Genomic DNA, 23,058 nt, shown 5'->3' on the forward strand with positions numbered 1-23,058 from the left:
AATACTCAGACAATTCCCGACAGTCTTCCATATTTCCTCCATTTTTCCGCTGTGTTGCCTGACTAAACTAGTATCATTCCCCGAAGTATTCAGGATGAGAACGTATAACGATGAAAGGCAGTAACAAATCCCGCTGGGCAATCGCCGCTGGCATCATTGTGGTGGCCCTTGCCGCCGCCTGGTACTGGCACAGTCAATCCGCGAACACCGCCGCACCGGCCGGCGCCACCAGCCAGACCCAGCGCCCAACGGGTGGAGGTCGTCACGGCATGCGCGGTGGCGCGCTGGCGCCGGTTCAGGCGGCGACGGCGGTGAATAGAGCCGTTCCTCGCTATCTCACCGGTCTCGGGACCATTACCGCTGCCAACACCGCCACGGTGCGCAGCCGCGTCGACGGCCAGCTCATCGCGATCCACTTCCAGGAAGGTCAGCAGGTCAAAGCGGGCGATCTGCTGGCGGAAATCGACCCGAGCCAGTTTAAGGTCACCCTTGCCCAGGCGCAGGGACAGCTCGCGAAAGACAACGCGACCCTCGCCAACGCCCGGCGCGATTTAGCCCGCTACCAGCAGCTGGTGAAAACAAACCTGGTGTCCCGTCAGGAGCTGGATACCCAGCAGTCGCTGGTCAGTGAAACGCAGGGCACGATCAAAGCGGACGAAGCCGCGGTGGCCAGCGCCCAGCTGCAGCTGGACTGGAGCCGCATCACCGCGCCGATTGACGGACGCGTCGGCCTGAAGCAGGTCGATATCGGCAACCAAATCTCCAGCGGCGACACCACGGGCATCGTGGTGATCACCCAGACCCACCCGATTGATTTAGTCTTTACCCTGCCGGAAAGCGATATCGCGACCGTCATGCAGGCGCAAAAAGCCGGTAAAGGCCTGGTGGTGGAAGCCTGGGACCGCACCAACACGCAGAAGCTGAGTGAAGGGTCTCTGCTCAGTCTGGATAACCAGATCGACACCACCACCGGCACCATCAAGCTGAAGGCGCGCTTTAATAACCAGGACGATGCCCTCTTCCCGAACCAGTTCGTCAATGCGCGCATGCTGGTCGCTACCGAAGAGAACGCGGTGGTGATCCCCACCGCAGCGCTGCAGATGGGTAATGAAGGCAACTTTGTCTGGGTGCTTAACAGCGACAATAAGGTCAGCAAGCACCTCGTAAAAACCGGTATCCAGGACAGCCAGACGGTGGTCATCAGCGCCGGGCTTTCCGCAGGCGACCGCGTGGTCACCGACGGCATTGACCGTCTGACCGAAGGCGCCAAAGTGGAAGTGGTTGAGCCGGCGAAACAGGGAGCGACCTCCTGATGCAGGTGCTGCCGCCGGGCTCCACAGGTGGGCCGTCACGCCTGTTTATCCTCCGTCCTGTCGCCACCACGCTGCTTATGGTGGCGATCCTGCTCGCCGGGATTATCGGCTATCGCTTTCTGCCCGTCTCGGCGCTGCCCGAGGTGGACTATCCCACCATTCAGGTGGTGACGCTCTATCCCGGCGCCAGCCCGGATGTCGTGACGTCCGCCATCACCGCCCCGCTGGAGCGCCAGTTCGGCCAGATGTCGGGGCTAAAACAGATGTCCTCCCAGAGTTCCGGTGGGGCGTCCGTCGTGACGCTGCAGTTCCAGCTGACGCTGTCGCTGGACGTCGCCGAGCAGGAGGTGCAGGCCGCCATCAACGCCGCCACCAACCTGCTGCCGTCAGACCTGCCTAACCCGCCGGTCTACAGCAAGGTGAACCCGGCGGATCCGCCGATCATGACGCTGGCCGTCACCTCCTCCGCCATGCCAATGACCCAGGTCGAAGACATGGTCGAAACGCGCGTGGCGCAGAAAATTTCTCAGGTCTCCGGCGTCGGCCTCGTCACCCTGGCGGGCGGACAGCGTCCGGCGGTGCGCGTCAAGCTTAACGCGCAGGCCATCGCTGCGCTGGGGCTCACCAGCGAAACCATCCGCAGCGCCATCAGCAATGCCAACGTCAACTCGGCGAAGGGCTCGCTGGACGGCCCAACCCGCGCCGTCACGCTCTCGGCGAACGACCAGATGCAGTCCGCCGACGAATATCGTCAGCTGATTATCGCCTACCAGAACGGCGCGCCGGTGCGTCTGGGCGACGTGGCGACCGTAGAACAAGGCGCGGAAAACAGCTGGCTGGGGGCCTGGGCCAACAGGCAGCAGGCGATCGTGATGAACGTGCAGCGCCAGCCGGGCGCAAACATCATCGAAACCGCCGACAGCATCCGCACCATGCTGCCGCAGCTGATCGAAAGCCTGCCGAAGTCGGTCAGCGTGAAGGTGCTTTCCGACCGTACCACCAACATTCGCGCGTCGGTCACCGACACCCAGTTCGAGCTGATGCTGGCGATTGCGCTGGTGGTGATGATCATTTACCTGTTCCTGCGCAACGTTCCGGCGACCATTATTCCCGCCGTCGCCGTACCGCTCTCGCTGGTCGGCACCTTTGCGGTGATGGTGTTCCTCGATTTTTCGATCAACAACCTGACGCTGATGGCGCTCACCATCGCCACCGGGTTCGTGGTGGATGACGCTATCGTCGTCATCGAGAACATCTCGCGCTATATCGAGAAAGGTGAGAAACCGCTGGCGGCCGCGCTGAAGGGCGCAGGAGAAATCGGCTTTACCATTATCTCGCTGACCTTCTCGCTGATTGCGGTGCTGATCCCGCTGCTGTTTATGGGCGATATCGTCGGGCGGCTGTTCCGCGAGTTTGCCGTGACGCTGGCGGTTGCCATTCTGATCTCTGCCGTGGTGTCGCTGACCCTGACGCCGATGATGTGCGCCCGCATGCTGAGCCATGAGTCCCTGCGCAAGCAAAACCGCTTCTCGCGCGCCTCCGAGCGCATGTTCGAGCGCATTATTGCCGCCTACGGTCGCGTGCTGGCGAAAGTCCTCAACCACCCGTGGGCCACGCTCGGCGTGGCGCTGGGAACCCTGGCGCTCAGCGTGATGCTGTGGATTTTCATTCCGAAAGGCTTCTTCCCGATCCAGGACAACGGCATTATTCAGGGCACGCTTCAGGCCCCACAGTCGGTCTCTTTTGCCAATATGGCGCAGCGCCAGCAGCAGGTATCTGACATCATCATGAAGGATCCGGCGGTAGAGAGCCTGACCGCTTACGTCGGCGTGGACGGCACCAACCCGTCGCTGAACAGCGCGCGTCTGCAGATCAACCTTAAGCCGCTGGATGAGCGCGACGATCGCGTCAACGCCGTCATTGAGCGGCTGCAAAGCGCCGTGGCCCGCGTGCCGGGCGTTGAGCTTTACCTGCAGCCGATTCAGGATTTGACCATCGATACCCAGGTCAGCCGCACGCAGTACCAGTTCACGCTGCAGGCCACCTCGCTGGACGCGCTCAGCACCTGGGTGCCGCAGCTGGTGGATAAACTCAAAACCCTGCCGCAGCTCGCCGACGTCAGCAGCGACTGGCAGGACAAAGGGCTGGCCGCGTATGTGAACGTCAACCGCGACGCCGCCAGCCGTCTGGGCATCACCATGGCGGACGTGGATAACGCCCTGTACAACGCCTTCGGTCAGCGTCTGATCTCCACCATCTACACTCAGGCGAACCAGTATCGCGTGGTGCTGGAGCACAACACCGACAACACGCCCGGCCTGGCGGGGCTGGACTCGGTGCGCCTGACCAGCAAAGACGGTGGCATTGTGCCGCTGAGCGCTATCGCCACGGTGGAGGAGCGCTATACCCCGCTGTCGATTAACCATCTGGATCAGTTCCCGTCCACCACCATCTCCTTTAACGTGCCGGACAATTACTCTCTGGGTGAAGCGGTGGAGGCCATTCAGGCGGCGGAAAAAGCGGTAAGCTTCCCGGCTGATATTCAGACCCAGTTCCAGGGCAGCACCCTGGCGTTCCAGGCCGCGCTGGGTAACACCATCTGGCTGATCGTGGCGGCGGTCGTGGCGATGTACATCGTGCTCGGCGTGCTGTACGAGAGCTTTATCCACCCGATCACCATCCTCTCTACCCTGCCGACGGCGGGCGTGGGGGCACTGCTGGCATTAATGCTGGCGGGCAGCGAGCTGGACGTGATTGCCATCATCGGCATCATCCTGCTCATCGGGATCGTGAAGAAAAACGCCATCATGATGATCGACTTCGCCCTGGCCGCCGAGCGCGAGCAGGGCATGTCGCCGCGCGATGCGATTTTCCAGGCCTGCCTGCTGCGTTTTCGCCCCATCCTGATGACCACGCTGGCCGCCCTGCTGGGCGCGCTGCCGCTGATGCTCAGCACGGGCGTCGGCGCGGAGCTGCGCCGTCCGCTGGGTATCGGCATGGTCGGCGGTCTGCTGGTGAGCCAGGTGCTGACGCTGTTCACCACGCCGGTGATCTACCTGCTGTTTGACCGCCTGGCGCTGTGGACCAAAAGCCGCTTCCCGAAACGTGAAGAGGAGGCATAAGTGAAGTTTTTCGCCCTCTTCATTTATCGCCCGGTGGCGACGATTCTCATCTCGCTCGCCATTACCCTCTGCGGCGTGCTGGGCTTCCGGCTGCTGCCGGTGGCCCCCCTGCCGCAGGTGGACTTCCCGGTGATCATGGTCAGCGCCTCGCTGCCGGGCGCCTCGCCGGAAACCATGGCCTCGTCCGTTGCCACGCCGCTGGAGCGTTCGCTCGGGCGGATTGCGGGGGTCAACGAGATGACCTCCAGCAGCTCGCTGGGCAGCACGCGCATTATTCTGGAATTCAGCTTCGACCGGGATATCAACGGCGCGGCGCGCGACGTGCAGGCGGCCATTAACGCTGCACAGAGCCTGCTGCCGAGCGGGATGCCGAGCCGCCCGACCTACCGCAAGGCCAACCCGTCCGATGCGCCGATCATGATCCTGACGCTGACCTCGGATACGTACTCGCAGGGGCAGCTGTACGACTTTGCGTCCACCCAGCTGGCGCAGACCATCTCACAAATTAACGGCGTCGGGGACGTGAGCGTCGGCGGGAGTTCCCTGCCCGCGGTGCGCGTGGGGTTAAACCCGCAGGCGCTGTTCAACCAGGGCGTGTCGCTGGACGACGTGCGCTCCGCCATCAGCAACGCCAACGTACGCAAACCGCAGGGGGCGATTGAGGACAACAGCCACCGCTGGCAGATCCACACCAACGACGAGCTGAAAACCGCGGCGGAATATCAGCCGCTCATTATTCACTACAACAACGGCGCGGCGGTGCGCTTAAGCGACGTGGCCAGCGTCACCGACTCGGTGCAGGACGTACGCAACGCCGGGATGACCAACGCCAAGCCGGCGATTCTGCTGATGATCCGCAAGCTGCCGGAAGCGAACATTATCGAGACGGTGAACAGCATTCGCGCCCGTCTCCCGGAGCTGCAGGAGACCATCCCGGCAGCAATCGATCTGCAAATTGCCCAGGATCGCTCCCCGACCATTCGCGCCTCGCTGGAAGAGGTGGAGCAAACGCTGGTGATTTCCGTCGCGCTGGTGATCCTGGTGGTGTTCCTGTTCCTGCGATCCGGCCGCGCGACGCTGATCCCGGCGGTGGCCGTGCCGGTCTCGCTGATCGGCACCTTTGCCGCCATGTACCTGTGCGGGTTTAGCCTCAACAACCTGTCGCTGATGGCCCTGACGATTGCCACCGGCTTCGTGGTGGATGACGCCATCGTGGTGCTGGAAAACATTTCCCGCCATCTGGAAGCGGGCGTGAAGCCGCTGCAGGCCGCGCTGCAGGGCACGCGCGAGGTGGGCTTTACGGTGCTCTCCATGAGCCTGTCGCTGGTGGCGGTCTTTCTGCCGCTGCTGCTGATGGGCGGGCTGCCGGGCAGGCTGCTGCGCGAGTTTGCCGTCACCCTGTCGGTGGCCATCGGCATTTCGCTGATTATCTCGCTGACGCTCACGCCGATGATGTGCGGCTGGATGCTCAAGCGCAGCAAGCCGCACTCGCAGCCGCGCCGCAAAGGCTTTGGCCGCGTGCTGATGGCGATGCAGGAGGGCTACGGCAAATCGCTGAAGTGGGTGCTGAACCACACAAGGCTGGTCGGCCTGGTGCTGATCGGCACCATCGTGCTCAACGTGTGGCTGTATATTACCATCCCGAAAACTTTCTTCCCGGAGCAGGATACCGGCGTGCTGATGGGCGGCATTCAGGCGGACCAGAGCATTTCCTTCCAGGCGATGCGCGGCAAGCTGCAGGACTTTATGAAGATCATTCGTGAAGACAAAGCCGTGGATAACGTTACCGGCTTTACCGGCGGGTCGCGCGTCAACAGCGGGATGATGTTTATTACCCTGAAACCGCGCGGCGAGCGCAACGAAACCGCCCAGCAGGTGATTGACCGCCTGCGGGTGAAGCTCGCCAAAGAGCCCGGAGCCAACCTGTTTTTGATGGCCGTTCAGGATATCCGCGTCGGCGGGCGACAGGCGAACGCCAGCTATCAGTACACGTTACTCTCGGACGACTTAGCCGCCCTGCGCGAGTGGGAGCCGAAGATCCGCAAGGCGCTGGCCGCCCTGCCCCAACTGGCGGACGTAAACTCCGATCAGCAGGACAACGGCGCCGAGATGGCCCTGACCTACGACCGTGAAACCATGTCGCGGCTGGGCATTAACGTTGAAGCCGCCAACAGCCTGCTGAACAACGCCTTCGGCCAGCGCGAGATCTCCACCATCTACCAGCCGATGAACCAGTACAAGGTGGTGATGGAGGTTGACCCGCGCTACACCCAGGACATCAGCGCCCTGGACAAAATGTTTGTGATTAACAACGACGGCAAGGCGATTCCGCTCTCGTACTTTGCCAGCTGGCAGCCCGCCAACGCGCCGCTGTCGGTGAACCACCAGGGGCTGTCGGCGGCGTCGACCATCTCCTTTAACCTGCCCGCCGGTTCGTCACTTTCCGAGGCCAGCGACGCAATCAACCGCGCGATGACGCAGCTTGGCGTACCGTCCACCGTGCGCGGCAGCTTTGCCGGGACCGCGCAAGTATTCCAGGAGACGATGAACTCGCAGGTGATTTTAATACTGGCCGCCATCGCTACGGTCTATATTGTGCTGGGCGTGCTGTATGAAAGCTACGTGCACCCGCTGACCATCCTCTCGACGCTGCCGTCGGCGGGCGTGGGGGCACTGCTGGCCCTGGAGCTGTTCGGCGCGCCGTTCAGCCTTATCGCACTCATCGGGATCATGCTGCTGATCGGCATCGTGAAGAAAAACGCCATCATGATGGTGGACTTCGCGCTGGACGCCCAGCGCAACGGCAACCTCTCGCCGGAAGAGGCCATCTTCCAGGCCTGCCTGCTGCGCTTCCGTCCGATCATGATGACCACCCTGGCGGCGCTGTTTGGCGCGCTGCCGCTGGTGATCTCGGGCGGCGACGGTTCCGAACTGCGCCAGCCGCTGGGGATCACCATTGTCGGCGGCCTGGTGATGAGCCAGCTGCTGACGCTGTACACCACGCCGGTGGTCTATCTGTTCTTCGACCGCCTGCGGCTGCGCTTTTCACGTAAAAACAGAGAAACGGTAAACGGGTAAATGACAGAGCTTCCCAGCAACGTTCGCTGGCAATTATGGATAGTCGCCTTCGGCTTCTTTATGCAGTCGCTGGATACGACCATCGTCAACACCGCCCTCCCCTCCATGGCGAAAAGCCTCGGGGAGAGCCCGCTGCATATGCACATGGTGATTGTCTCCTACGTGCTGACGGTTGCCGTGATGCTGCCCGCCAGCGGCTGGCTGGCCGATAAGGTCGGCGTGCGGAATATCTTCTTTACCGCCATCGTGCTGTTTACCTCCGGCTCGCTATTTTGCGCGCAGGCCAACACCCTCGACCAGCTGGTCATGGCGCGCGTGCTGCAGGGCATCGGCGGGGCGATGATGGTGCCCGTCGGGCGACTAACGGTGATGAAGATTGTGCCGCGTGAGCAGTACATGGCGGCGATGACCTTTGTCACCCTGCCCGGTCAGGTGGGGCCGCTGCTTGGGCCTGCGCTGGGCGGTATGCTGGTGGAGTACGCCTCCTGGCACTGGATCTTCTTAATCAATCTTCCTGTTGGCATCATCGGCGCCATCGCCACCCTGACGCTGATGCCGAACTACAAAATGCAGACCCGGCGCTTTGATTTCTTCGGCTTTATTCTGCTGGCGGCGGGCATGGCCACGCTTACCCTGGCACTCGACGGGCAAAAGGGGCTGGGGATTTCGACCCTGATGCTCGGGTTGCTGGTGGTTATCGGCATTTCCACCATTGCAGGGTATTTGTGGCATGCTCGCGGCAATGACCAGGCGCTGTTCAGCCTGAACTTGTTTAAAAACCCTACCTACCGTCTCGGGCTGTTCGGCAGCTTTGCCGGACGCGTCGGCAGCGGCATGCTGCCGTTTATGACGCCCGTTTTTCTGCAAATTGGCATGGGCTTTTCGCCATTCCACGCGGGCCTGATGATGATCCCAATGGTGCTCGGCAGCATGGGGATGAAGCGGATGGTGGTGCAGGTGGTGAACCGCTTTGGCTACCGTCACGTGCTGGTGGCCGCCACGCTGGGGCTGGCGCTGGTCAGCCTGCTGTTTATGGCCGTGGCGCTGATGGGCTGGTACTACGTCCTGCCGCTGGTGCTGTTCTGCCAGGGGGTCATCAACTCCATGCGCTTCTCGTCGATGAATACCCTGACGCTGAAGGACCTGCCGGACGATCTGGCGAGCAGCGGCAACAGCCTGCTGTCGATGATTATGCAGCTCTCCATGAGCGTGGGCGTGACGATCGCGGGGTTGCTGCTCGGCATGTACGGCCAGCACCATCTCAGCGTCGACACGCCGGTGGCGCATCAGGTCTTTATGTATACCTACCTCAGCATGGCGGTCATCATCGCCCTGCCCGCGTTCATCTTCGCCCGCGTGCCGGATGATACCAGCAAGAACGTCGTGATTAGGCGCGGCAAAAGGAGTGGCTCATGAAATTCTGGCGTCCGGGTATTACCGGCAAGCTCTTTCTGGCGATTTTTGCCACCTGTATCGTTTTGCTGATCACCATGCACTGGGCGGTGCGGGTCAGCTTTGAGCGCGGCTTTATTGATTACATCAAGCATGGCAATGAGCAGCGTTTGCAGGGCTTAAGCGATGCGCTGAGTGAACAGTACGCCCAGCACGGCAACTGGCGTTTTCTGCGCAATAATGACCGCTTTATTTTCCAGATTCTGCGCTCGCTGGAGCACGATACCGGTGACGACCGTCCGGGCCCGGGCATGCCGCCGCACGGCTGGCGCACCCAGTTCTGGGTGATCGACCAGGACATGCGCCCCCTGGTTGGCCCGCGCGCGCCGATACCGCCGGACGGCACCCGTCGGGCGATTAAAGTGAATAACGCGACCGTAGGCTGGGTGATCGCCTCGCCGGTGGAGCGCCTGACGCGCAACACCGACATCAACTTTGACCGCCAGCAGCGCCGGACCAGCTGGCTGATTGTCGCCCTCTCCACGCTGCTCGCCGCGCTCGCCACCTTCCCGCTGGCGCGCGGTCTGCTCGCCCCGGTGAAACGGCTGGTGGAGGGCACGCACAAGCTGGCCGCCGGGGATTTCACCACCCGCGTCGATACCCGCAGCCAGGACGAACTGGGCAAGCTGGCGCAGGACTTTAACCAGCTCGCCAGCACCCTGGAGAAGAACCAGCAGATGCGCCGCGACTTTATGGCCGACATTTCACACGAGCTGCGTACGCCGCTGGCGGTGCTGCGCGGCGAGCTCGAAGCCATTCAGGACGGCGTGCGCCAGTTTACGCCCGAATCGGTGGCTTCCCTGCAGGCGGAGGTGGGCACGCTCACCAAGCTGGTGGACGATCTCCACCAGCTCTCCATGTCCGACGAAGGCGCGCTGGCCTACCAGAAGGCGCCCGTAGACGTCATTAACGTGCTGGAAGTGGCGAGCGGTGCCTTCCGCGAGCGCTTTGCCAGCCGCAACCTGAAAATCGACCTCTCCCTGCCGGACAGCGCGGTGGTGTTTGGCGACAAAGATCGGCTGATGCAGCTGTTCAACAACCTGCTGGAAAACAGCCTGCGCTACACCGACAGCGGCGGCGGGCTGCATATCTCCGGCAGACAGGAATACGGGCGCTTCGCCCTCACCTTCGCGGATTCCGCACCGGGCGTGCAGGACGCGCAGCTGGAAAAACTGTTCGAGCGCTTTTACCGTACCGAAGGCTCCCGCAACCGCGCCAGCGGCGGCTCCGGCCTGGGGCTGGCGATTTGCGTTAACATCGTCGAGGCGCATAATGGCACGATCCGCGCCGCCCATTCGCCTTTTGGCGGGGTTAGCATTACAGTAGAGTTACCTCTGGAACGGGATTTATCGAGAGAAGTATGACCGAGTTACCGATTGACGAAAACACGCCGCGCATTTTGATCGTCGAAGACGAACCCAAGCTGGGACAGCTGCTGATCGACTATTTACGCGCGGCAAGCTATGCCCCGTCACTGATCGGCCACGGCGACCAGGTGCTGCCCTACGTGCGCCAGACCCCGCCGGACCTGATCCTGCTGGATTTAATGCTGCCAGGGGTTGATGGATTGACCCTGTGCCGGGAAATTCGTCGCTTCTCCGACGTGCCGATCGTCATGGTGACCGCCAAAATTGAAGAGATTGACCGCCTGCTGGGGCTCGAAATCGGCGCTGACGATTATATCTGCAAACCCTACAGCCCGCGTGAGGTGGTCGCCCGCGTGAAAACCATTCTGCGCCGCTGCAGGCCGCAGCGCGAGCTTCAGGTGCTGGACGCCGAAAGTCCGCTGATTGTGGATGAAAGCCGCTTCCAGGCGAGCTGGCGCGGCAAGCTGCTGGACCTGACGCCTGCTGAGTTCCGCCTGCTGAAAACCCTCTCCCACGAGCCGGGAAAAGTCTTCTCCCGCGAACAGCTGCTGAACCATCTGTATGACGATTACCGCGTGGTGACCGACCGCACCATCGACAGCCACATCAAAAACCTGCGCCGCAAGCTGGAGGCGCTGGACGCCGAGCAGTCGTTTATCCGCGCGGTGTATGGCGTGGGGTATCGCTGGGAAGCGGATGCGTGCAGGATTGCCTAGTTAGCCGCTGGTCAATCCAGGCCGGGTAAGGCGAAACCGCCACCCGGCACAATAACTTTACCTCCCTGCCCCGCAGCGCTACAATGCCCGCCCTTAATGTGGGGGATCTCCCCTTACCGCTGCACCAGGTGCACGCGGATCTGACCTGTCATCAGAACGAGAACAAACATGTTTAAACCGGAACTCCTTTCCCCGGCGGGAACGCTGCAAAATATGCGTTACGCTTTCGCCTATGGCGCCGACGCCGTGTATGCGGGCCAGCCGCGCTACTCGCTGCGCGTGCGTAACAACGAATTCAACCACGAGAACCTGCAGCTCGGCATCAACGAGGCGCACGCTCTGGGTAAAAAATTCTACGTGGTGGTCAACATCGCGCCGCACAACGCCAAGCTGAAAACGTTCATCCGTGACCTGAAGCCGGTGGTGGATATGGGGCCGGACGCGCTGATCATGTCGGACCCGGGTTTAATCATGCTGGTTCGGGAGAACTTCCCGGAGATGGATATTCACCTCTCCGTACAGGCTAACGCCGTCAACTGGGCAACGGTTAAATTCTGGAAGCAGATGGGGCTGACCCGCGTCATCCTGTCCCGCGAGCTTTCGCTGGAAGAGATCGAAGAGATCCGCACCCAGGTGCCGGATATGGAAATCGAAATCTTTGTCCACGGCGCGCTGTGCATGGCCTACTCCGGCCGCTGCCTGCTCTCCGGCTATATCAACAAGCGCGACCCGAACCAGGGCACCTGCACCAACGCCTGCCGCTGGGAATATAACGTCCAGGAAGGCAAAGAGGACGACATCGGCAACATCGTCCACAAGCATGAGCCGATCCCGGTGACTAACGTCGAGCCTACGCTGGGCATCGGCGCGCCAACCGACAGCGTGTTTATGATTGAAGAAGCCAAGCGTCCGGGCGAGTACATGACCGCCTTTGAAGACGAGCACGGCACCTACATCATGAACTCGAAAGATCTGCGCGCCATCGCCCACGTCGAGCGCCTGACCCAGATGGGCGTGCACTCCCTGAAGATTGAAGGCCGCACCAAATCCTATTACTACTGCGCGCGTACCGCGCAGGTGTATCGTAAAGCCATCGACGATGCGGCCGCCGGTAAACCGTTCGATACCAGCCTGCTGGAAACGCTGGAAGGTCTGGCGCATCGCGGCTATACCGAAGGCTTCCTGCGCCGTCACACCCACGACGACTACCAGAACTACGAGCACGGCTACTCCGTTTCCGAGCGCCAGCAGTTTGTCGGTGACTTCACCGGCGAGCGCAAAGGCGCGCTGGCGGCCGTCGCGGTAAAAAACAAGTTTACCAAAGGCGACAGCCTGGAGCTGATGACCCCGCAGGGCAACATGAACTTCACGCTGGAGCATCTGGAAAACGGCAAAGGCGAAGCGATTGAGGTCGCGCCGGGCGACGGGCACACCGTCTGGCTGCCGGTTCCGGAAGAGGTGGAGCTGAAGTTCGCACTGCTGATGCGTAACTTCAACGGTGAAAGCACCCGAAACCCACACGGCAAATAGTCAATCAGGGAAATTTTTTCGCGCTGGGATAATTCTTAGAATCGGATCACATACCGCTTCGTTCAATACGGGTATTATCCCCCCGCTGAAAAACATAACCCATAAATGCTAGCTGTACCAGGAACCACCTCCTTAGCCTGCGTAATCTCCCTTACGCGGGCTTATTTTTTGCCTTCTCTCTCCTCAATCCAGGCAATGAGTTCGTCGATTTGCTTCTCTGAGAACACGGCGATCCCATTCTCAGCGAGCAACGACGCAGCAACCCCCCTCCCCGCTTTCTGTATACCGCGAAACGATCCGTCATAAATAAACTCACTGCCGCACGTTGGGCTGCCATCGGTTAACAATGCAGCGCTACACCCCGACGCCTGAGCAGCGCGTAGCGCGAGCCAGGCTGCAAGCTGATAATGTGCGGTCACATCCTGCCCGGTATTTTCCATAATTCTGGCTTGCCCGAGCATCACGTTTTTCCCATCAGCAGACATAATCTCTGCCGGTGGACGAGGCACAGGCAACCCGGCTGCAAGCTCTGGGCAGTGGATAACCAGACGTTGTTCCTGTTGCCAGCGAGCGAGTTGCTCATTCATTCGCGCTTTTTCACTTCCGTTATAACGGACCCTGAATCCCATCAGGCAAGCGCTTACCAAAATTTTATTCATCATCACTTTCCTGTGATTACATTAATCTCATCGCTGAAGTGTAACGCGCTTTTGTGCCTGTTTTGTTCCTTTCATCCTGTTCTTACCCGCTTTTTCCCTCTCTGCTATACACTCTTACTAACGCTAAAAAAGGGAGCAGCGCGGATGGCAACCTATCCAGACAGTTTATTGATTCTCAACGGCAAAAGTGCAGGCAACGATCTGCTGCGTCAGGCCATTCAGGGTTTGCGTGACGACGGCGCGCGCATCCACGTCAGAGTAACATGGGAAAAAGGCGACGCGGCACGCTATATCAATGAAGCCCTCGGGCTTGGCGTTGAGACCATCATTTCCGGCGGCGGCGATGGCACCATCAATGAGATCGCGTCAGCGCTGATCGGCCTGCCCCCGGCAGACCGCCCGGTGATGGGTGTTTTACCGCTCGGCACCGCCAATGATTTTGCCACCAGCGCCGGGATCCCCGAGGCGTTAGAGAAAGCGCTTCAGCTGGCGATCCTCGGTAAAGCGACCGCGGTAGATATTGCGCAGGTGAATGACAAAACCTGCTTTATCAATATGGCCACCGGCGGGTTCGGCACGCGCATCACCAGCGAAACGCCGGAAAAACTGAAGGCGGCGCTGGGCGGCGTGTCGTATCTGATCCACGGTCTGATGCGCATGGATACCCTCAAGCCTGACCGCTGCGAAATTCGCGGCGAGGATTTTCAGTGGCAGGGCGACGCGCTGGTGATTGGCATCGGTAATGGTCGTCAGGCCGGCGGCGGGCAGCAGCTGTGCCCGGAGGCGCTGATCAATGACGGTCAGCTACAGCTGCGGATTTTCACGGGCGACGGCCTGCTGCCCGCGCTGTTTACCACGCTGACGCAGCCGGAAGAGAGTCCGAATATCATTGACGGGAAATCCGCATGGTTTGAGGTAAATGCCCCGCACGGGATGACCTTTAACCTCGACGGGGAACCGCTCAGCGGGACGCAGTTCCGCATTGAAGTGTTGCCCGGCGCGCTGCAGTGTCGGTTGCCGCCGGACTGTGTGCTTTTGCGCTGATGGTATTGCCGGGTGGCGGCTACGCCTTACCCGGCCTACGCTTAGCCCTCAGGTCAGGCAATCGTGACTTTGCTGTCCAGATAAACGTCCTGTACTGCATTGATCAGCTTCACGCCGTCAGCCATCGATTTCTTAAACGCCTTACGGCCAAGGATCAGCCCCATGCCGCCCGCGCGTTTGTTGATAACCGCCGTACGTACCGCGTCTGACAGGTCAGTATCGCCGCCCGCCGCGCCGCCGGAGTTAATCAGCCCTGCGCGGCCCATGTAGCAGTTCGCCAGCTGGTAGCGCACCAGGTCGATCGGGTTATCGCTGGTCAGTTTGCTGTAAACGCGGTCATCGGTGTAACCAAAGTTCACTGCTTTATATCCGCCATTATTCTCGGCCATTTTCTGCTTCACGATATCCGCGCCAATGGTCGCCGCCAGATGGTTCGCCTGGCCGGTCAGGTCAGCCGACACGTGGTAATCCACGCCGTCTTTTTTGAAGGCCGAGTTGCGCAGGTACGCCCACAGCACGGTCACCATACCCAGCTCGTGCGCGCGCTCAAACGCCGCAGAGATCTCTTCAATCTGACGACGAGACTGTTCTGAGCCGAAATAGATGGTCGCCCCAACGGCAACCGCCCCCATATTGAACGCCTGCTCGACGCTGGCATAGAGCGTCTGGTCATATTCGGTGGGGTAGCTCAGGGTTTCATTGTGGTTCAGCTTCACGAGGAACGGAATGCGGTGGGCATAGCGACGCGAGACGGAGGCCAGCACGCCGTAGGTGGACGCCACGCAGTTACAGCCCGCTTCAATCGCCAGCTCAACAATGTTCTTCGGATCGAAATAGAGCGGATTCGCCGCGAAGGAGGCGCCCGCCGAGTGCTCAACGCCCTGGTCTACCGGCAGAATAGAGAGATATCCGGTGCCGCCGAGCCGCCCGGTGTTATAGAGCGTCTGCATATTTCTTAGCACGGCAGGCGGACGGTTGTTATCGACCATCACGCGGTCAACGTAGTCATGACCAGGCAGGTAAAGCTGGTCGGCTGGAATGGTCATACAACGATGCTGTAAAAGGCTGTCGGCGTCTTTGCCAAGCAACTGCGCAATATCAGTCATGTGATACTCCCGTAAGTTCGACGTCATGTCGGTGTGCGTTTATCCAGTCCCATCTTTTATGGGCAGACTAAGCCTGGTACCGACTTAACAGATTTTCCACCCTTTGCAATTTTTTTCAGCACAATCTGCTGGCTCGATTCGTGTACAACAAAACTGTTACATTGATCAAACAATCGCCACAAAGGTATTTAAAAGGTATTATTGAATGGTATGTTAAAGGCGTACCCTCTCTGACATGCAGGATTAAAAAATGAAAACGAAAGTCCAACTGTCATTCATGATGTTTGTTGAATGGTTTATCTGGGGCGCGTGGTTTGTGCCGCTGTGGCTGTGGCTGAGCAAAAGCGGTTTTACCGCCGGGGAAATCGGCTGGTCTTATGCCTGTACCGCCATTGCCGCTATCCTCTCCCCAATTCTGGTCGGCTCGCTGACGGACCGCTTCTTCGCCGCGCAGAAAGTGCTGGCGGTGCTGATGTTTGCCGGCGCGATTCTGATGTACTTCGCGGCACAGCAAACCCAGTTCAGCACCTTCTTCCCGCTGCTGCTGGTTTACTCCCTGACCTACATGCCCACCATCGCGCTGACCAACAGCATTGCCTTCGCGAACGTGGACGACGTCGAGGCCGACTTCCCGCGTATCCGCGTGATGGGCACCCTCGGCTGGATAGCCTCCGGTCTGGCGTGCGGCTTCCTGCCGCAGATGCTGGGCTATAGCGATATTTCCGATACCAATATTCCCCTGCTGATGACCGCCGCCAGCTCCGCCCTGCTCGGCGTGTTTGCCCTCTTCCTGCCGAACACACCGCCAAAAAGTACCGGCAAGCTGGACTTTAAAGTGATGCTGGGGCTGGACGCGCTGATCCTGCTGCGCGACAGAAACTTCCTCGTGTTCTTCTTCTGCTCGTTCCTGTTCGCCATGCCGCTGGCCTTCTACTACATTTTCGCCAACGGCTATCTCACTGAAGTGGGGATGAAAAACGCCACCGGCTGGATGACGCTCGGCCAGTTCTCGGAAATCTTCTTTATGCTGGCGCTGCCGTTCTTTACCAAACGCTTTGGTATTAAGAAGGTCTTACTGCTGGGTCTGATTACCGCCGCCATCCGCTACGGGTTCTTCGTTTACGGCGGTGCGGAACAATACTTCACCTACGCCCTGCTGTTCCTCGGCATTCTGCTGCACGGCGTGAGCTACGACTTCTACTACGTCACCGCGTATATCTACGTGGATAAAAAAGCGCCGGTGCATATGCGCACCGCCGCGCAGGGCCTGATTACGCTCTGCTGTCAGGGCTTTGGTAGCCTGCTGGGTTACCGCCTGGGCGGCGTGATGATGGAAAAAATGTTCGCCTACAAAGAGCCGGTGAAGGGGCTGACCTTCAACTGGGCCGGAATGTGGACATTTGGCGCAATCATGATTGCCGTGATTGCCGTGCTGTTTATGCTGTTTTTCCGCGAATCGGACAAAGAGATCGCTGCAATTGCGGTGGTTGATGGCGATGCCGCGCTGACACAAGGGGAAGTTAAATGAAACAAGAACGTATTCTCGGTGCCCTTTACGGGCAGGCGTTAGGGGATGCGATGGGCATGCCGTCGGAGCTGTGGCCGAGAAAGCGCGTCAAGGCGCACTTCGGCTGGATCGACCGCTTTTTACCCGGCCCGGCAGAAAATAACGCGGCCTGCTATTTCAGGCAGGCAGAGTTCACCGACGATACCTCAATGGCGCTGTGCCTGGCCGATGCGATTATCGAGTGCGACGGGGAAATTAATGCGGACGTTATCGGCAAGCATATCCTGAACTGGGCGCTTGATTTCGACGCGTTCAACAAGAACGTGCTCGGCCCGACCTCCAAAATCGCGCTTAATGCGATTCGTGACGGGAAGCCGGTCAGCGCGCTGGAAAACAACGGCGTGACCAACGGGGCGGCGATGCGCGCCTCCCCGCTGGGCTGTCTCCTTCCGGCGACGCGGCTGGAACACTTTGTTGAACAGGTGGCGCAGGCCTCCAGCCCGACCCATAAATCGGACCTCGCGATTGCCGGCGCGGTGGTGATGGCCTGGGCGGTTTCCCGCGCCATCGACGGCGAAAGCTGGCAGAACATCGTTGATGCCCTGCCGGGGATCGCCCGCTATGCGCAGGAGATGAAAACCACCACCTTCAGCGCGTCGCTGGCGGCGCGTATTGAACTGGCGCTAAAGACCGTACGGGAAGCCAACGGTATTGAGTCCGCCAGCGAGCAGGTTTATCAGCTGATTGGCGCGGGAACCAGCACCATTGAGTCCGTTCCGGCGGCCATTGCGATGGTGGAACTGGCGGGAACCGACCCGAACCGCTGCGCCATCTTATGCGCCAATCTTGGCGGTGATACGGACACTATTGGCGCCATGGCGACGGCCATCTGCGGCGCGCTCCACGGCGTGCAGGCGATTGATCCGGCGCTCAAAGCCGAACTCGACGCCGTCAACCAGCTCAACTTCGGCCATTATTGCGAGAAACTGCTGCACTTCAGGGAGCAAAGGGAGGGCGTATGAAGGCATTTGCCCAACGTCTCGAAAATCTGCACGCCACGCGCCCGGTGACGGTGCTGGGCGCCGCGGTGATTGACGTCATCGCCGACGCCTACGCCCTGCCCTGGCGCGGGTGCGATATCGAACTTAAGCAGCAGGGCGTGAATATTGGCGGCTGCGCGCTGAACATTGCCATCGCCCTGAAACGCCTCGGGATCGCCGCGCAAAATGCCCTTCCCGTCGGCCATGGCGTTTGGGCGGATATTATCCGCAACGCCATGGCGAAGCAGGATCTGCACAGCGCCGTAGAGGCTGAAACCGGCGACAACGGCTGGTGTCTGGCGCTGGTGGAGCCAGACGGCGAGCGCACCTTTATGTCCTTTAGCGGCGTGGAAAACCAGTGGCAGCAGCGCTGGCTGGATGCGCTTCACGTTCCGCAAAACAGCCTGGTTTATCTCTCCGGCTACCAGCTGGCCTCGCCGTGCGGCGAGCTGCTGACAGGCTGGCTGGAGGGATTACAGGACGTGACGGCCTTTATCGATTTCGGCCCACGCATCGCGGATGTTCCTGATGCGCTGATGGAGAGAATCATGGCCTGCAGGCCAATCGTGTCGCTCAATCGTCAGGAAGCGGGGCTCGCGGCTGAAAGACTGGGTGTGGAGGCTGAAAACCTCGGTGCGGAGTGGCAGCAGCGCTTCGGCGCCGCGCTGATCGTGCGCCATGATAAAGACGGTGCTACGTGGTATGACGGTGACGCCTCGGGCGTTGTTCCGGCGTTTCCGGCGACGGTTGTGGATACCATTGGTGCAGGCGACAGCCACGCGGGCGGCACGCTGGCCGGGCTGGCTGCGGGATGGTCACTGGCAGATGCCGTTCTGCTGGGGAATGCCGTGGCGTCATGGGTGGTCAGCCACCGCGGCGGGGATTGCGCCCCGACGCGCGAGGCACTACTCCTCGCACACAAAGACGTATAGATCGCTGCGACAGTAGCTGATGCTGTACTCAATCGGTCGGTGCTGCTGGTCAAGCGCGACCTGCTTGATCACCAGCACCGGTATTTTTTCGTCCATCTTAATGTGCGTCTGAAACTCGCTGTCGGGCATGCGGGCGCTCACCCTTGAGCGGGTGCGCTGCGGGAAGATATTCTGACTGCGGAAGTAGTCATAGAGCGAAATGCCAATCGCATCCGGGTCGGGAATTAACCCGACGGGGACCCAGGACTCTTCAATCGACACCGCATCGTCATCGACATAGCGAATGCGCTTGAGCAAAAAGACCTCGCTCTCCGGGGAGATCGACAGGTGGTTGGCCACCTCTTCCGGACACTTCACCACCCGCTTGTTGACCCAGAGCGTATTCGGCTTCTTGCCGCGCAGCACCACCTGCTGGGAAAAACCGCGCGCCTCTTTCAGCGAATATTCGAAGATATTGTTGATTTGCGTGCCATAGCCACGGGCGCGCGTCACCACGCCCTCTTCTTCCAGCGCCTGCATCGCTTTACGCACGGTAATGCGCGACACCCCGGTCAACTGGCTCAGATCGCGCTCGCCGGGCAAAATATTCCCGTGCTCCAGCACCCCGCTGCGCACAGCATTTTTTACCGTTTCGGCAAACTTCAGGTACAGCGGCGTGTTGTCGGGCGCGGCGATCCGTTCATTCAGTTGAGCGATTAACCGGGTATGCGCTTGTTCCATCTCTGTTTTCTCAGGCGTGATGTATTCTGCCAGTATACTGGCTTACCACCATGCATGAAAATGGTGTACCGGCCCAATACCGTGACCGACTTCCAGAGTATCAGCTTTTGCCAGCGCCGCCGAGAGCCAGGCTTTTGCTTCGCTAACCGTATCGGCCCAGCTTTCATGACGTGGGCGCAGCGCCGCCAGTGCGGCCGAGAGCGTACAACCCGTGCCGTGGGTATTTTTGGTCTGCACGCGCGGCGCGGTAAAGCGTAGTTCGCCGTCGCGGGTGAAGAGCCAGTCCGGACTTTCCGGATCATCAAGATGCCCGCCCTTCATCAGCACCGCCCCGCAGCCCATCGCCAGCAGCGCATTGCCCTGCTCTTTCATTTCCCGTTCAGTTTGCGCGTGCGGCGCGCCCAGCAGCGCGGCGGCTTCCGGAAGATTGGGCGTGATGAGCGCTGCCTGCGGCAGCAGCTTATTGCGCAGCGTCTCGACGGCGGAGGCGGAGAGCAGCGGATCGCCGCTTTTTGCCAGCATGACGGTATCCAGCACCACGTTTTGCACCTGATAGCGCTTAAGCCGTTCGGCCACCGCTTCCACAATGTCCGTTTCGGCCAGCATGCCGATCTTGGTGGTATCAATACGCACATCGCTGAACACCGAATCCAGCTGCGCGGCAACAAAATCTGGCTCGATGCGGTAGACCGACTGCACGCCGCACGTGTTTTGCGCCACCAGCGCGGTGATGACCGAGCAGCCGTACGCGCCCAGCGCCGAGAAGGTTTTCAGGTCTGCCTGGATACCCGCGCCGCCGCTGGGATCGGTGCCGGCAATGGTCAGGGCGTTAATCCGTTTCATGCCTGCTCCTCCAGCGTGTAGAGCGCGTCGAGGAACGCGCTGGCAAAACTGCCCGGGCCGCGCGAGTGCGCAACGGCCACCGTTCCGGCCCGCTTCATCCATCCGCAGGCGGCGGCGATGTTATCCAGCCGGTCACCCGGCAGCGAGCAGCTCGCCGCCACAACGGCAGAGAGCGCGCACCCGGTGCCCACCACGCGCGTCATCAGCGGGTCACCGCCGGTTACCGTTCGGGTACGTTGCCCGTCCGTGATGTAGTCCACCTCGCCGGTGACCACCACAATCGTATTGATCTGCCGGGCCAGCGCCTGGGCAGCAGGCACCGCGCTGGCGGCGGTATCGGTCGTATCGACGCCGCGCCCGCCCGCGCTCATCCCCGCGAGGGCAAGGATTTCGGAAGCATTGCCGCGAATGGCGGCCGGTTTCAGGGCAAGGATTTGATGGCAAAACCGAGTGCGGAACGCCAGGGCGCCCACGGCAACCGGGTCCAGCGTCCAGGGTTTGCCTGCCGCTACCGCACTTTCAATTGCACGACGCATCGACTGGGCGCGCAGCGCGGTCAGCGTGCCAACGTTAACCAGCAGCGCATCGGCTATCGCGGCAAACTGCTCGGCCTCTTCGGCCTCGATCACCATCGCCGGAGATGCGCCAAGCGCCAGCAAAACGTTGGCCGTAAAGGTCTGTACGACGTCATTGGTCATACAATGGGTCAGCGGAGAACGGGTTCGGAAGTGGTGTAAAACGTGTAAATCGAGCAGGTCAGGCTGCATGGGTTCGCTCCTGCCTTGCGTGAAGAAGCGATGACCGGGAAGGCATCTGACTTCCCTACGCTGGCATTATCCAGATCAGGTAATACGGGTATTTCTCAGCCTTCACAAAGAAGGGCACCCCGAGTCAAAATACTTTTAAAACAATGATTTATTAAAATCAATGTTCTCAATCAGTGTAACCGTGGCCACAGGCCAGGCGCAAGGAGTTTTGATTTATCACGGCAGCGTTCGCGTTATGAATCTTCCTAGACACTTTTCGCTAGCATCTTCAACATAAATATTTTTTCCTGGTATATCCCGGAACAAAAATGAGCTGAGTTCATTTTCATTCGAAGCTTACTAAAGGTTCGATAATAAATAATCGGCAAAAACCCATAAATTTACATAAACTGTCATGTGTATTATTAACCCATTTTAATCAAAACACTTAAATACAATTAATGTATTGGTGTTTTATATCTAATTTCACTCTCATCCATTATGAAAGGCTATCTTATTGTATTATAAGATTATTAGGCCAGGCCTTTCTGGATCGACTCGTTTAGCTATTCCTGCTATTTATGATTTAGATCAATAATCAAAATTACACATTCATAGATAGTTACTGCACGTTACGAAATAAGTTATCAAACCAAAATTTCCACCGTTAATCGTGAATTAATTCAGATATAACAAGACGTTGTATCTTCCCGCCAGGATAGCGCCCTTACTTTATTTTTTCTTGTAGTGATGATGAGAGCTTTAAAATGAACTATTTAAATACAACAGCTATCGCTGTTTTTGGTTTTGTGTTCGCTGGTTCAATGAATACTGCAAATGCAGCGGAAGTAAACGTAAACCTTGACGATAACGTCAATAATCCAGGTGCTCACATTCAAATTCAGGGTACCGATAAAACCGCCTACAACCTTGATAACATCGAGGGGAGTAACATTAAGCAAGACGGGCAAATCTATAACCTTCAGGGCGATATTGAAAGAGCAAATACAGCTATTAATAAAGCACAAGATACAGCTAATACCGCTCAAGATGGCGTAAACGCTAACACTCAAGCTAACGCTATCCTTAATCAGAAAGTCGATGATAACAAAGCAGGTCAGACAATCACTGATAACAAACAGAATATATTGATTGATAACACTAATAATAAAGCAGATGCGGCTTTACAAGGCGTTATTACTAACGGTCAAGCAATCATTGATACAAACACAAGAGTAGATAAAGCTGAACTCACCGCTACCAATGCGAACAACAAAGCAGATGCTAACACTCAAGCGCTGGCAGGTAAGGTAGATAAAAGCATTTTCGACGCCGATCAGGATAGACAAGATCACGCCCTTCAGGATGCCTCTGACAAAGCGACTCAGGCATTTAATACGGGCGCTTATGCGCAATCTTTAGCGGTTGATGCACAAACGGTAGCCGCTGCTAACAAAGCTGCTGTTGCTAACGTTCAGTCACGCCAGCAAGCACAAGAAACGACGATTCAGAATCACAGCGCACAATTAGCGAATCATGAATCACGTATTACTGCGTTAGAGAGTCAAAATAACGCTAAGTTCTCTTCTCTGGAGAATCAGCAGAATGAGGATCGCAAGGAATATCGTGCTGGTATCGCTGGCGCTGCTTCTCTTGCTGGTTTGCATTACGTTGATACAGATAACGCGGTTGCCGTCGGTGCTGCCAACTTCAAAGATGCGCAAGGTTACGCAGTCGGTTACCGTCATAAGTTCGCTGAGAATATAGCCGCTACCCTCTCTACATCAGGTACATCCAACGGTGATGAAATTGTTGCGGCGTCCGCATCTTACGGATGGTGATTTAACAATATTATATTAAAATGCCAGCAAACCGCCAACCAG

General features: G+C 59.0%; 17 protein-coding genes and 1 riboswitch. Of the genes, 12 read left to right on the forward strand and 5 right to left on the reverse strand.

Going from position 1 to position 23,058, the window contains the following annotated elements:
• Positions 1 to 110 precede the first annotated feature (110 nt).
• From BFV67_RS14320 to trhP, 7 genes are all read left to right on the forward strand, one after another.
• Positions 111 to 1,313, forward strand: a complete 1,203-nt coding sequence (locus BFV67_RS14320) for an MdtA/MuxA family multidrug efflux RND transporter periplasmic adaptor subunit (protein WP_069598532.1) — start codon at positions 111 to 113, stop codon at positions 1,311 to 1,313.
• Positions 1,313 to 4,435 carry an MdtB/MuxB family multidrug efflux RND transporter permease subunit gene (locus BFV67_RS14325; RefSeq protein WP_069598533.1) on the forward strand — a complete coding sequence of 1,041 codons (3,123 nt, stop codon included), beginning with the start codon at positions 1,313 to 1,315 and terminating at the stop codon, positions 4,433 to 4,435. Before BFV67_RS14320 ends, BFV67_RS14325 begins: the two co-directional genes overlap by 1 nt.
• Positions 4,436 to 7,513, forward strand: a complete 3,078-nt coding sequence (gene mdtC, locus BFV67_RS14330; RefSeq protein ID WP_069598534.1) for a multidrug efflux RND transporter permease subunit MdtC — start codon at positions 4,436 to 4,438, stop codon at positions 7,511 to 7,513.
• The gene (mdtD, locus tag BFV67_RS14335; RefSeq protein ID WP_069598535.1) at positions 7,514 to 8,929 is read left to right on the forward strand and encodes an MFS transporter; all 1,416 of its coding nucleotides are present in this window, start codon (positions 7,514 to 7,516) and stop codon (positions 8,927 to 8,929) included.
• A complete protein-coding gene (baeS, locus tag BFV67_RS14340) occupies positions 8,926 to 10,329 on the forward strand; it encodes an envelope stress sensor histidine kinase BaeS (RefSeq protein WP_069598536.1) in 1,404 nt (467 codons plus the stop codon). Before mdtD ends, baeS begins: the two co-directional genes overlap by 4 nt.
• On the forward strand, positions 10,326 to 11,048 hold the full coding sequence (gene baeR, locus BFV67_RS14345; protein WP_008500865.1) for an envelope stress response regulator BaeR: 723 nt from the start codon (positions 10,326 to 10,328) through the stop codon (positions 11,046 to 11,048). Before baeS ends, baeR begins: the two co-directional genes overlap by 4 nt.
• 168 nt (positions 11,049 to 11,216) lie before the next feature.
• Positions 11,217 to 12,578, forward strand: coding sequence for a prephenate-dependent tRNA uridine(34) hydroxylase TrhP (trhP, locus tag BFV67_RS14350; protein ID WP_008500866.1), 1,362 nt, complete (start codon positions 11,217 to 11,219; stop codon positions 12,576 to 12,578).
• A 161-nt stretch (positions 12,579 to 12,739) separates the two neighbouring features.
• Here the strand turns inward: trhP and BFV67_RS14355 are convergent, their stop codons facing one another.
• Positions 12,740 to 13,240, reverse strand: a complete 501-nt coding sequence (locus BFV67_RS14355) for a 2-thiouracil desulfurase family protein (protein WP_069598537.1) — start codon at positions 13,238 to 13,240, stop codon at positions 12,740 to 12,742.
• 141 nt (positions 13,241 to 13,381) lie between these two features.
• Here BFV67_RS14355 and yegS point away from each other — a divergent pair, with 141 nt between their 5' ends.
• Positions 13,382 to 14,281, forward strand: a complete 900-nt coding sequence (gene yegS, locus BFV67_RS14360) for a lipid kinase YegS (protein ID WP_063435787.1) — start codon at positions 13,382 to 13,384, stop codon at positions 14,279 to 14,281.
• A gap of 53 nt (positions 14,282 to 14,334) precedes the next feature.
• Here the strand turns inward: yegS and fbaB are convergent, their stop codons facing one another.
• A complete protein-coding gene (gene fbaB, locus BFV67_RS14365; RefSeq protein ID WP_008500869.1) occupies positions 14,335 to 15,387 on the reverse strand; it encodes a class I fructose-bisphosphate aldolase in 1,053 nt (350 codons plus the stop codon).
• A 250-nt stretch (positions 15,388 to 15,637) separates the two neighbouring features.
• On the opposite strand from fbaB, the gene BFV67_RS14370 reads away from it, so the two are divergent.
• From BFV67_RS14370 to BFV67_RS14380, 3 genes are read left to right on the forward strand one after another with little or no spacing between them, the layout of a single operon-like run.
• Positions 15,638 to 16,915, forward strand: coding sequence for a nucleoside permease (locus BFV67_RS14370; protein ID WP_063618628.1), 1,278 nt, complete (start codon positions 15,638 to 15,640; stop codon positions 16,913 to 16,915).
• Positions 16,912 to 17,916, forward strand: a complete 1,005-nt coding sequence (locus BFV67_RS14375; RefSeq protein ID WP_032675183.1) for an ADP-ribosylglycohydrolase family protein — start codon at positions 16,912 to 16,914, stop codon at positions 17,914 to 17,916. The genes BFV67_RS14370 and BFV67_RS14375 overlap by 4 nt, the downstream gene beginning before the upstream one ends.
• Complete coding sequence (locus tag BFV67_RS14380; RefSeq protein ID WP_025913232.1) at positions 17,913 to 18,866, forward strand: PfkB family carbohydrate kinase; 954 nt, start codon at positions 17,913 to 17,915, stop codon at positions 18,864 to 18,866. Before BFV67_RS14375 ends, BFV67_RS14380 begins: the two co-directional genes overlap by 4 nt.
• On the opposite strand, the gene BFV67_RS14385 is transcribed toward BFV67_RS14380, so the two are convergent.
• From BFV67_RS14385 to thiM, 3 genes are read right to left on the reverse strand one after another with little or no spacing between them, the layout of a single operon-like run.
• Positions 18,840 to 19,586 carry a GntR family transcriptional regulator gene (locus BFV67_RS14385; protein ID WP_069598538.1) on the reverse strand — a complete coding sequence of 249 codons (747 nt, stop codon included), beginning with the start codon at positions 19,584 to 19,586 and terminating at the stop codon, positions 18,840 to 18,842. The two genes, BFV67_RS14380 and BFV67_RS14385, sit on opposite strands and share 27 nt — an antisense overlap.
• Positions 19,587 to 19,628: 42 nt before the next feature.
• The gene (thiD, locus tag BFV67_RS14390; protein ID WP_069598539.1) at positions 19,629 to 20,429 is read right to left on the reverse strand and encodes a bifunctional hydroxymethylpyrimidine kinase/phosphomethylpyrimidine kinase; all 801 of its coding nucleotides are present in this window, start codon (positions 20,427 to 20,429) and stop codon (positions 19,629 to 19,631) included.
• Positions 20,426 to 21,196 carry a hydroxyethylthiazole kinase gene (thiM, locus tag BFV67_RS14395; RefSeq protein WP_021241475.1) on the reverse strand — a complete coding sequence of 257 codons (771 nt, stop codon included), beginning with the start codon at positions 21,194 to 21,196 and terminating at the stop codon, positions 20,426 to 20,428. The genes thiD and thiM overlap by 4 nt, the downstream gene beginning before the upstream one ends.
• Before the next feature lie 35 nt (positions 21,197 to 21,231).
• A riboswitch (TPP riboswitch) is annotated at positions 21,232 to 21,328 on the reverse strand.
• A gap of 614 nt (positions 21,329 to 21,942) precedes the next feature.
• Here thiM and BFV67_RS14400 point away from each other — a divergent pair.
• On the forward strand, positions 21,943 to 23,016 hold the full coding sequence (locus BFV67_RS14400; protein WP_069598540.1) for a YadA C-terminal domain-containing protein: 1,074 nt from the start codon (positions 21,943 to 21,945) through the stop codon (positions 23,014 to 23,016).
• The last annotated feature ends 42 nt before the right edge of the window (positions 23,017 to 23,058 follow it).

It is taken from the genome of Enterobacter roggenkampii, assembly GCF_001729805.1.
GTDB lineage: Bacteria > Pseudomonadota > Gammaproteobacteria > Enterobacterales > Enterobacteriaceae > Enterobacter > Enterobacter roggenkampii.

Bases quoted from the DNA above. Each gene is read 5' to 3' on its own strand.
- BFV67_RS14320 (WP_069598532.1), top strand. From the start codon at position 111: ATGAAAGGCAGTAACAAATCCCGCTGGGCAATCGCCGCTGGCATCATT.
- BFV67_RS14325 (WP_069598533.1), top strand. From the start codon at position 1,313: ATGCAGGTGCTGCCGCCGGGCTCCACAGGTGGGCCGTCACGCCTGTTT.
- mdtD (WP_069598535.1), top strand. From the start codon at position 7,514: ATGACAGAGCTTCCCAGCAACGTTCGCTGGCAATTATGGATAGTCGCC.
- baeS (WP_069598536.1), top strand. From the start codon at position 8,926: ATGAAATTCTGGCGTCCGGGTATTACCGGCAAGCTCTTTCTGGCGATT.
- baeR (WP_008500865.1), top strand. From the start codon at position 10,326: ATGACCGAGTTACCGATTGACGAAAACACGCCGCGCATTTTGATCGTC.
- trhP (WP_008500866.1), top strand. From the start codon at position 11,217: ATGTTTAAACCGGAACTCCTTTCCCCGGCGGGAACGCTGCAAAATATG.
- BFV67_RS14355 (WP_069598537.1), bottom strand. From the start codon at position 13,240: ATGATGAATAAAATTTTGGTAAGCGCTTGCCTGATGGGATTCAGGGTC.
- yegS (WP_063435787.1), top strand. From the start codon at position 13,382: ATGGCAACCTATCCAGACAGTTTATTGATTCTCAACGGCAAAAGTGCA.
- fbaB (WP_008500869.1), bottom strand. From the start codon at position 15,387: ATGACTGATATTGCGCAGTTGCTTGGCAAAGACGCCGACAGCCTTTTA.
- BFV67_RS14370 (WP_063618628.1), top strand. From the start codon at position 15,638: ATGAAAACGAAAGTCCAACTGTCATTCATGATGTTTGTTGAATGGTTT.
- BFV67_RS14375 (WP_032675183.1), top strand. From the start codon at position 16,912: ATGAAACAAGAACGTATTCTCGGTGCCCTTTACGGGCAGGCGTTAGGG.
- BFV67_RS14380 (WP_025913232.1), top strand. From the start codon at position 17,913: ATGAAGGCATTTGCCCAACGTCTCGAAAATCTGCACGCCACGCGCCCG.
- BFV67_RS14385 (WP_069598538.1), bottom strand. From the start codon at position 19,586: ATGGAACAAGCGCATACCCGGTTAATCGCTCAACTGAATGAACGGATC.
- thiD (WP_069598539.1), bottom strand. From the start codon at position 20,429: ATGAAACGGATTAACGCCCTGACCATTGCCGGCACCGATCCCAGCGGC.
- thiM (WP_021241475.1), bottom strand. From the start codon at position 21,196: ATGCAGCCTGACCTGCTCGATTTACACGTTTTACACCACTTCCGAACC.
- BFV67_RS14400 (WP_069598540.1), top strand. From the start codon at position 21,943: ATGAACTATTTAAATACAACAGCTATCGCTGTTTTTGGTTTTGTGTTC.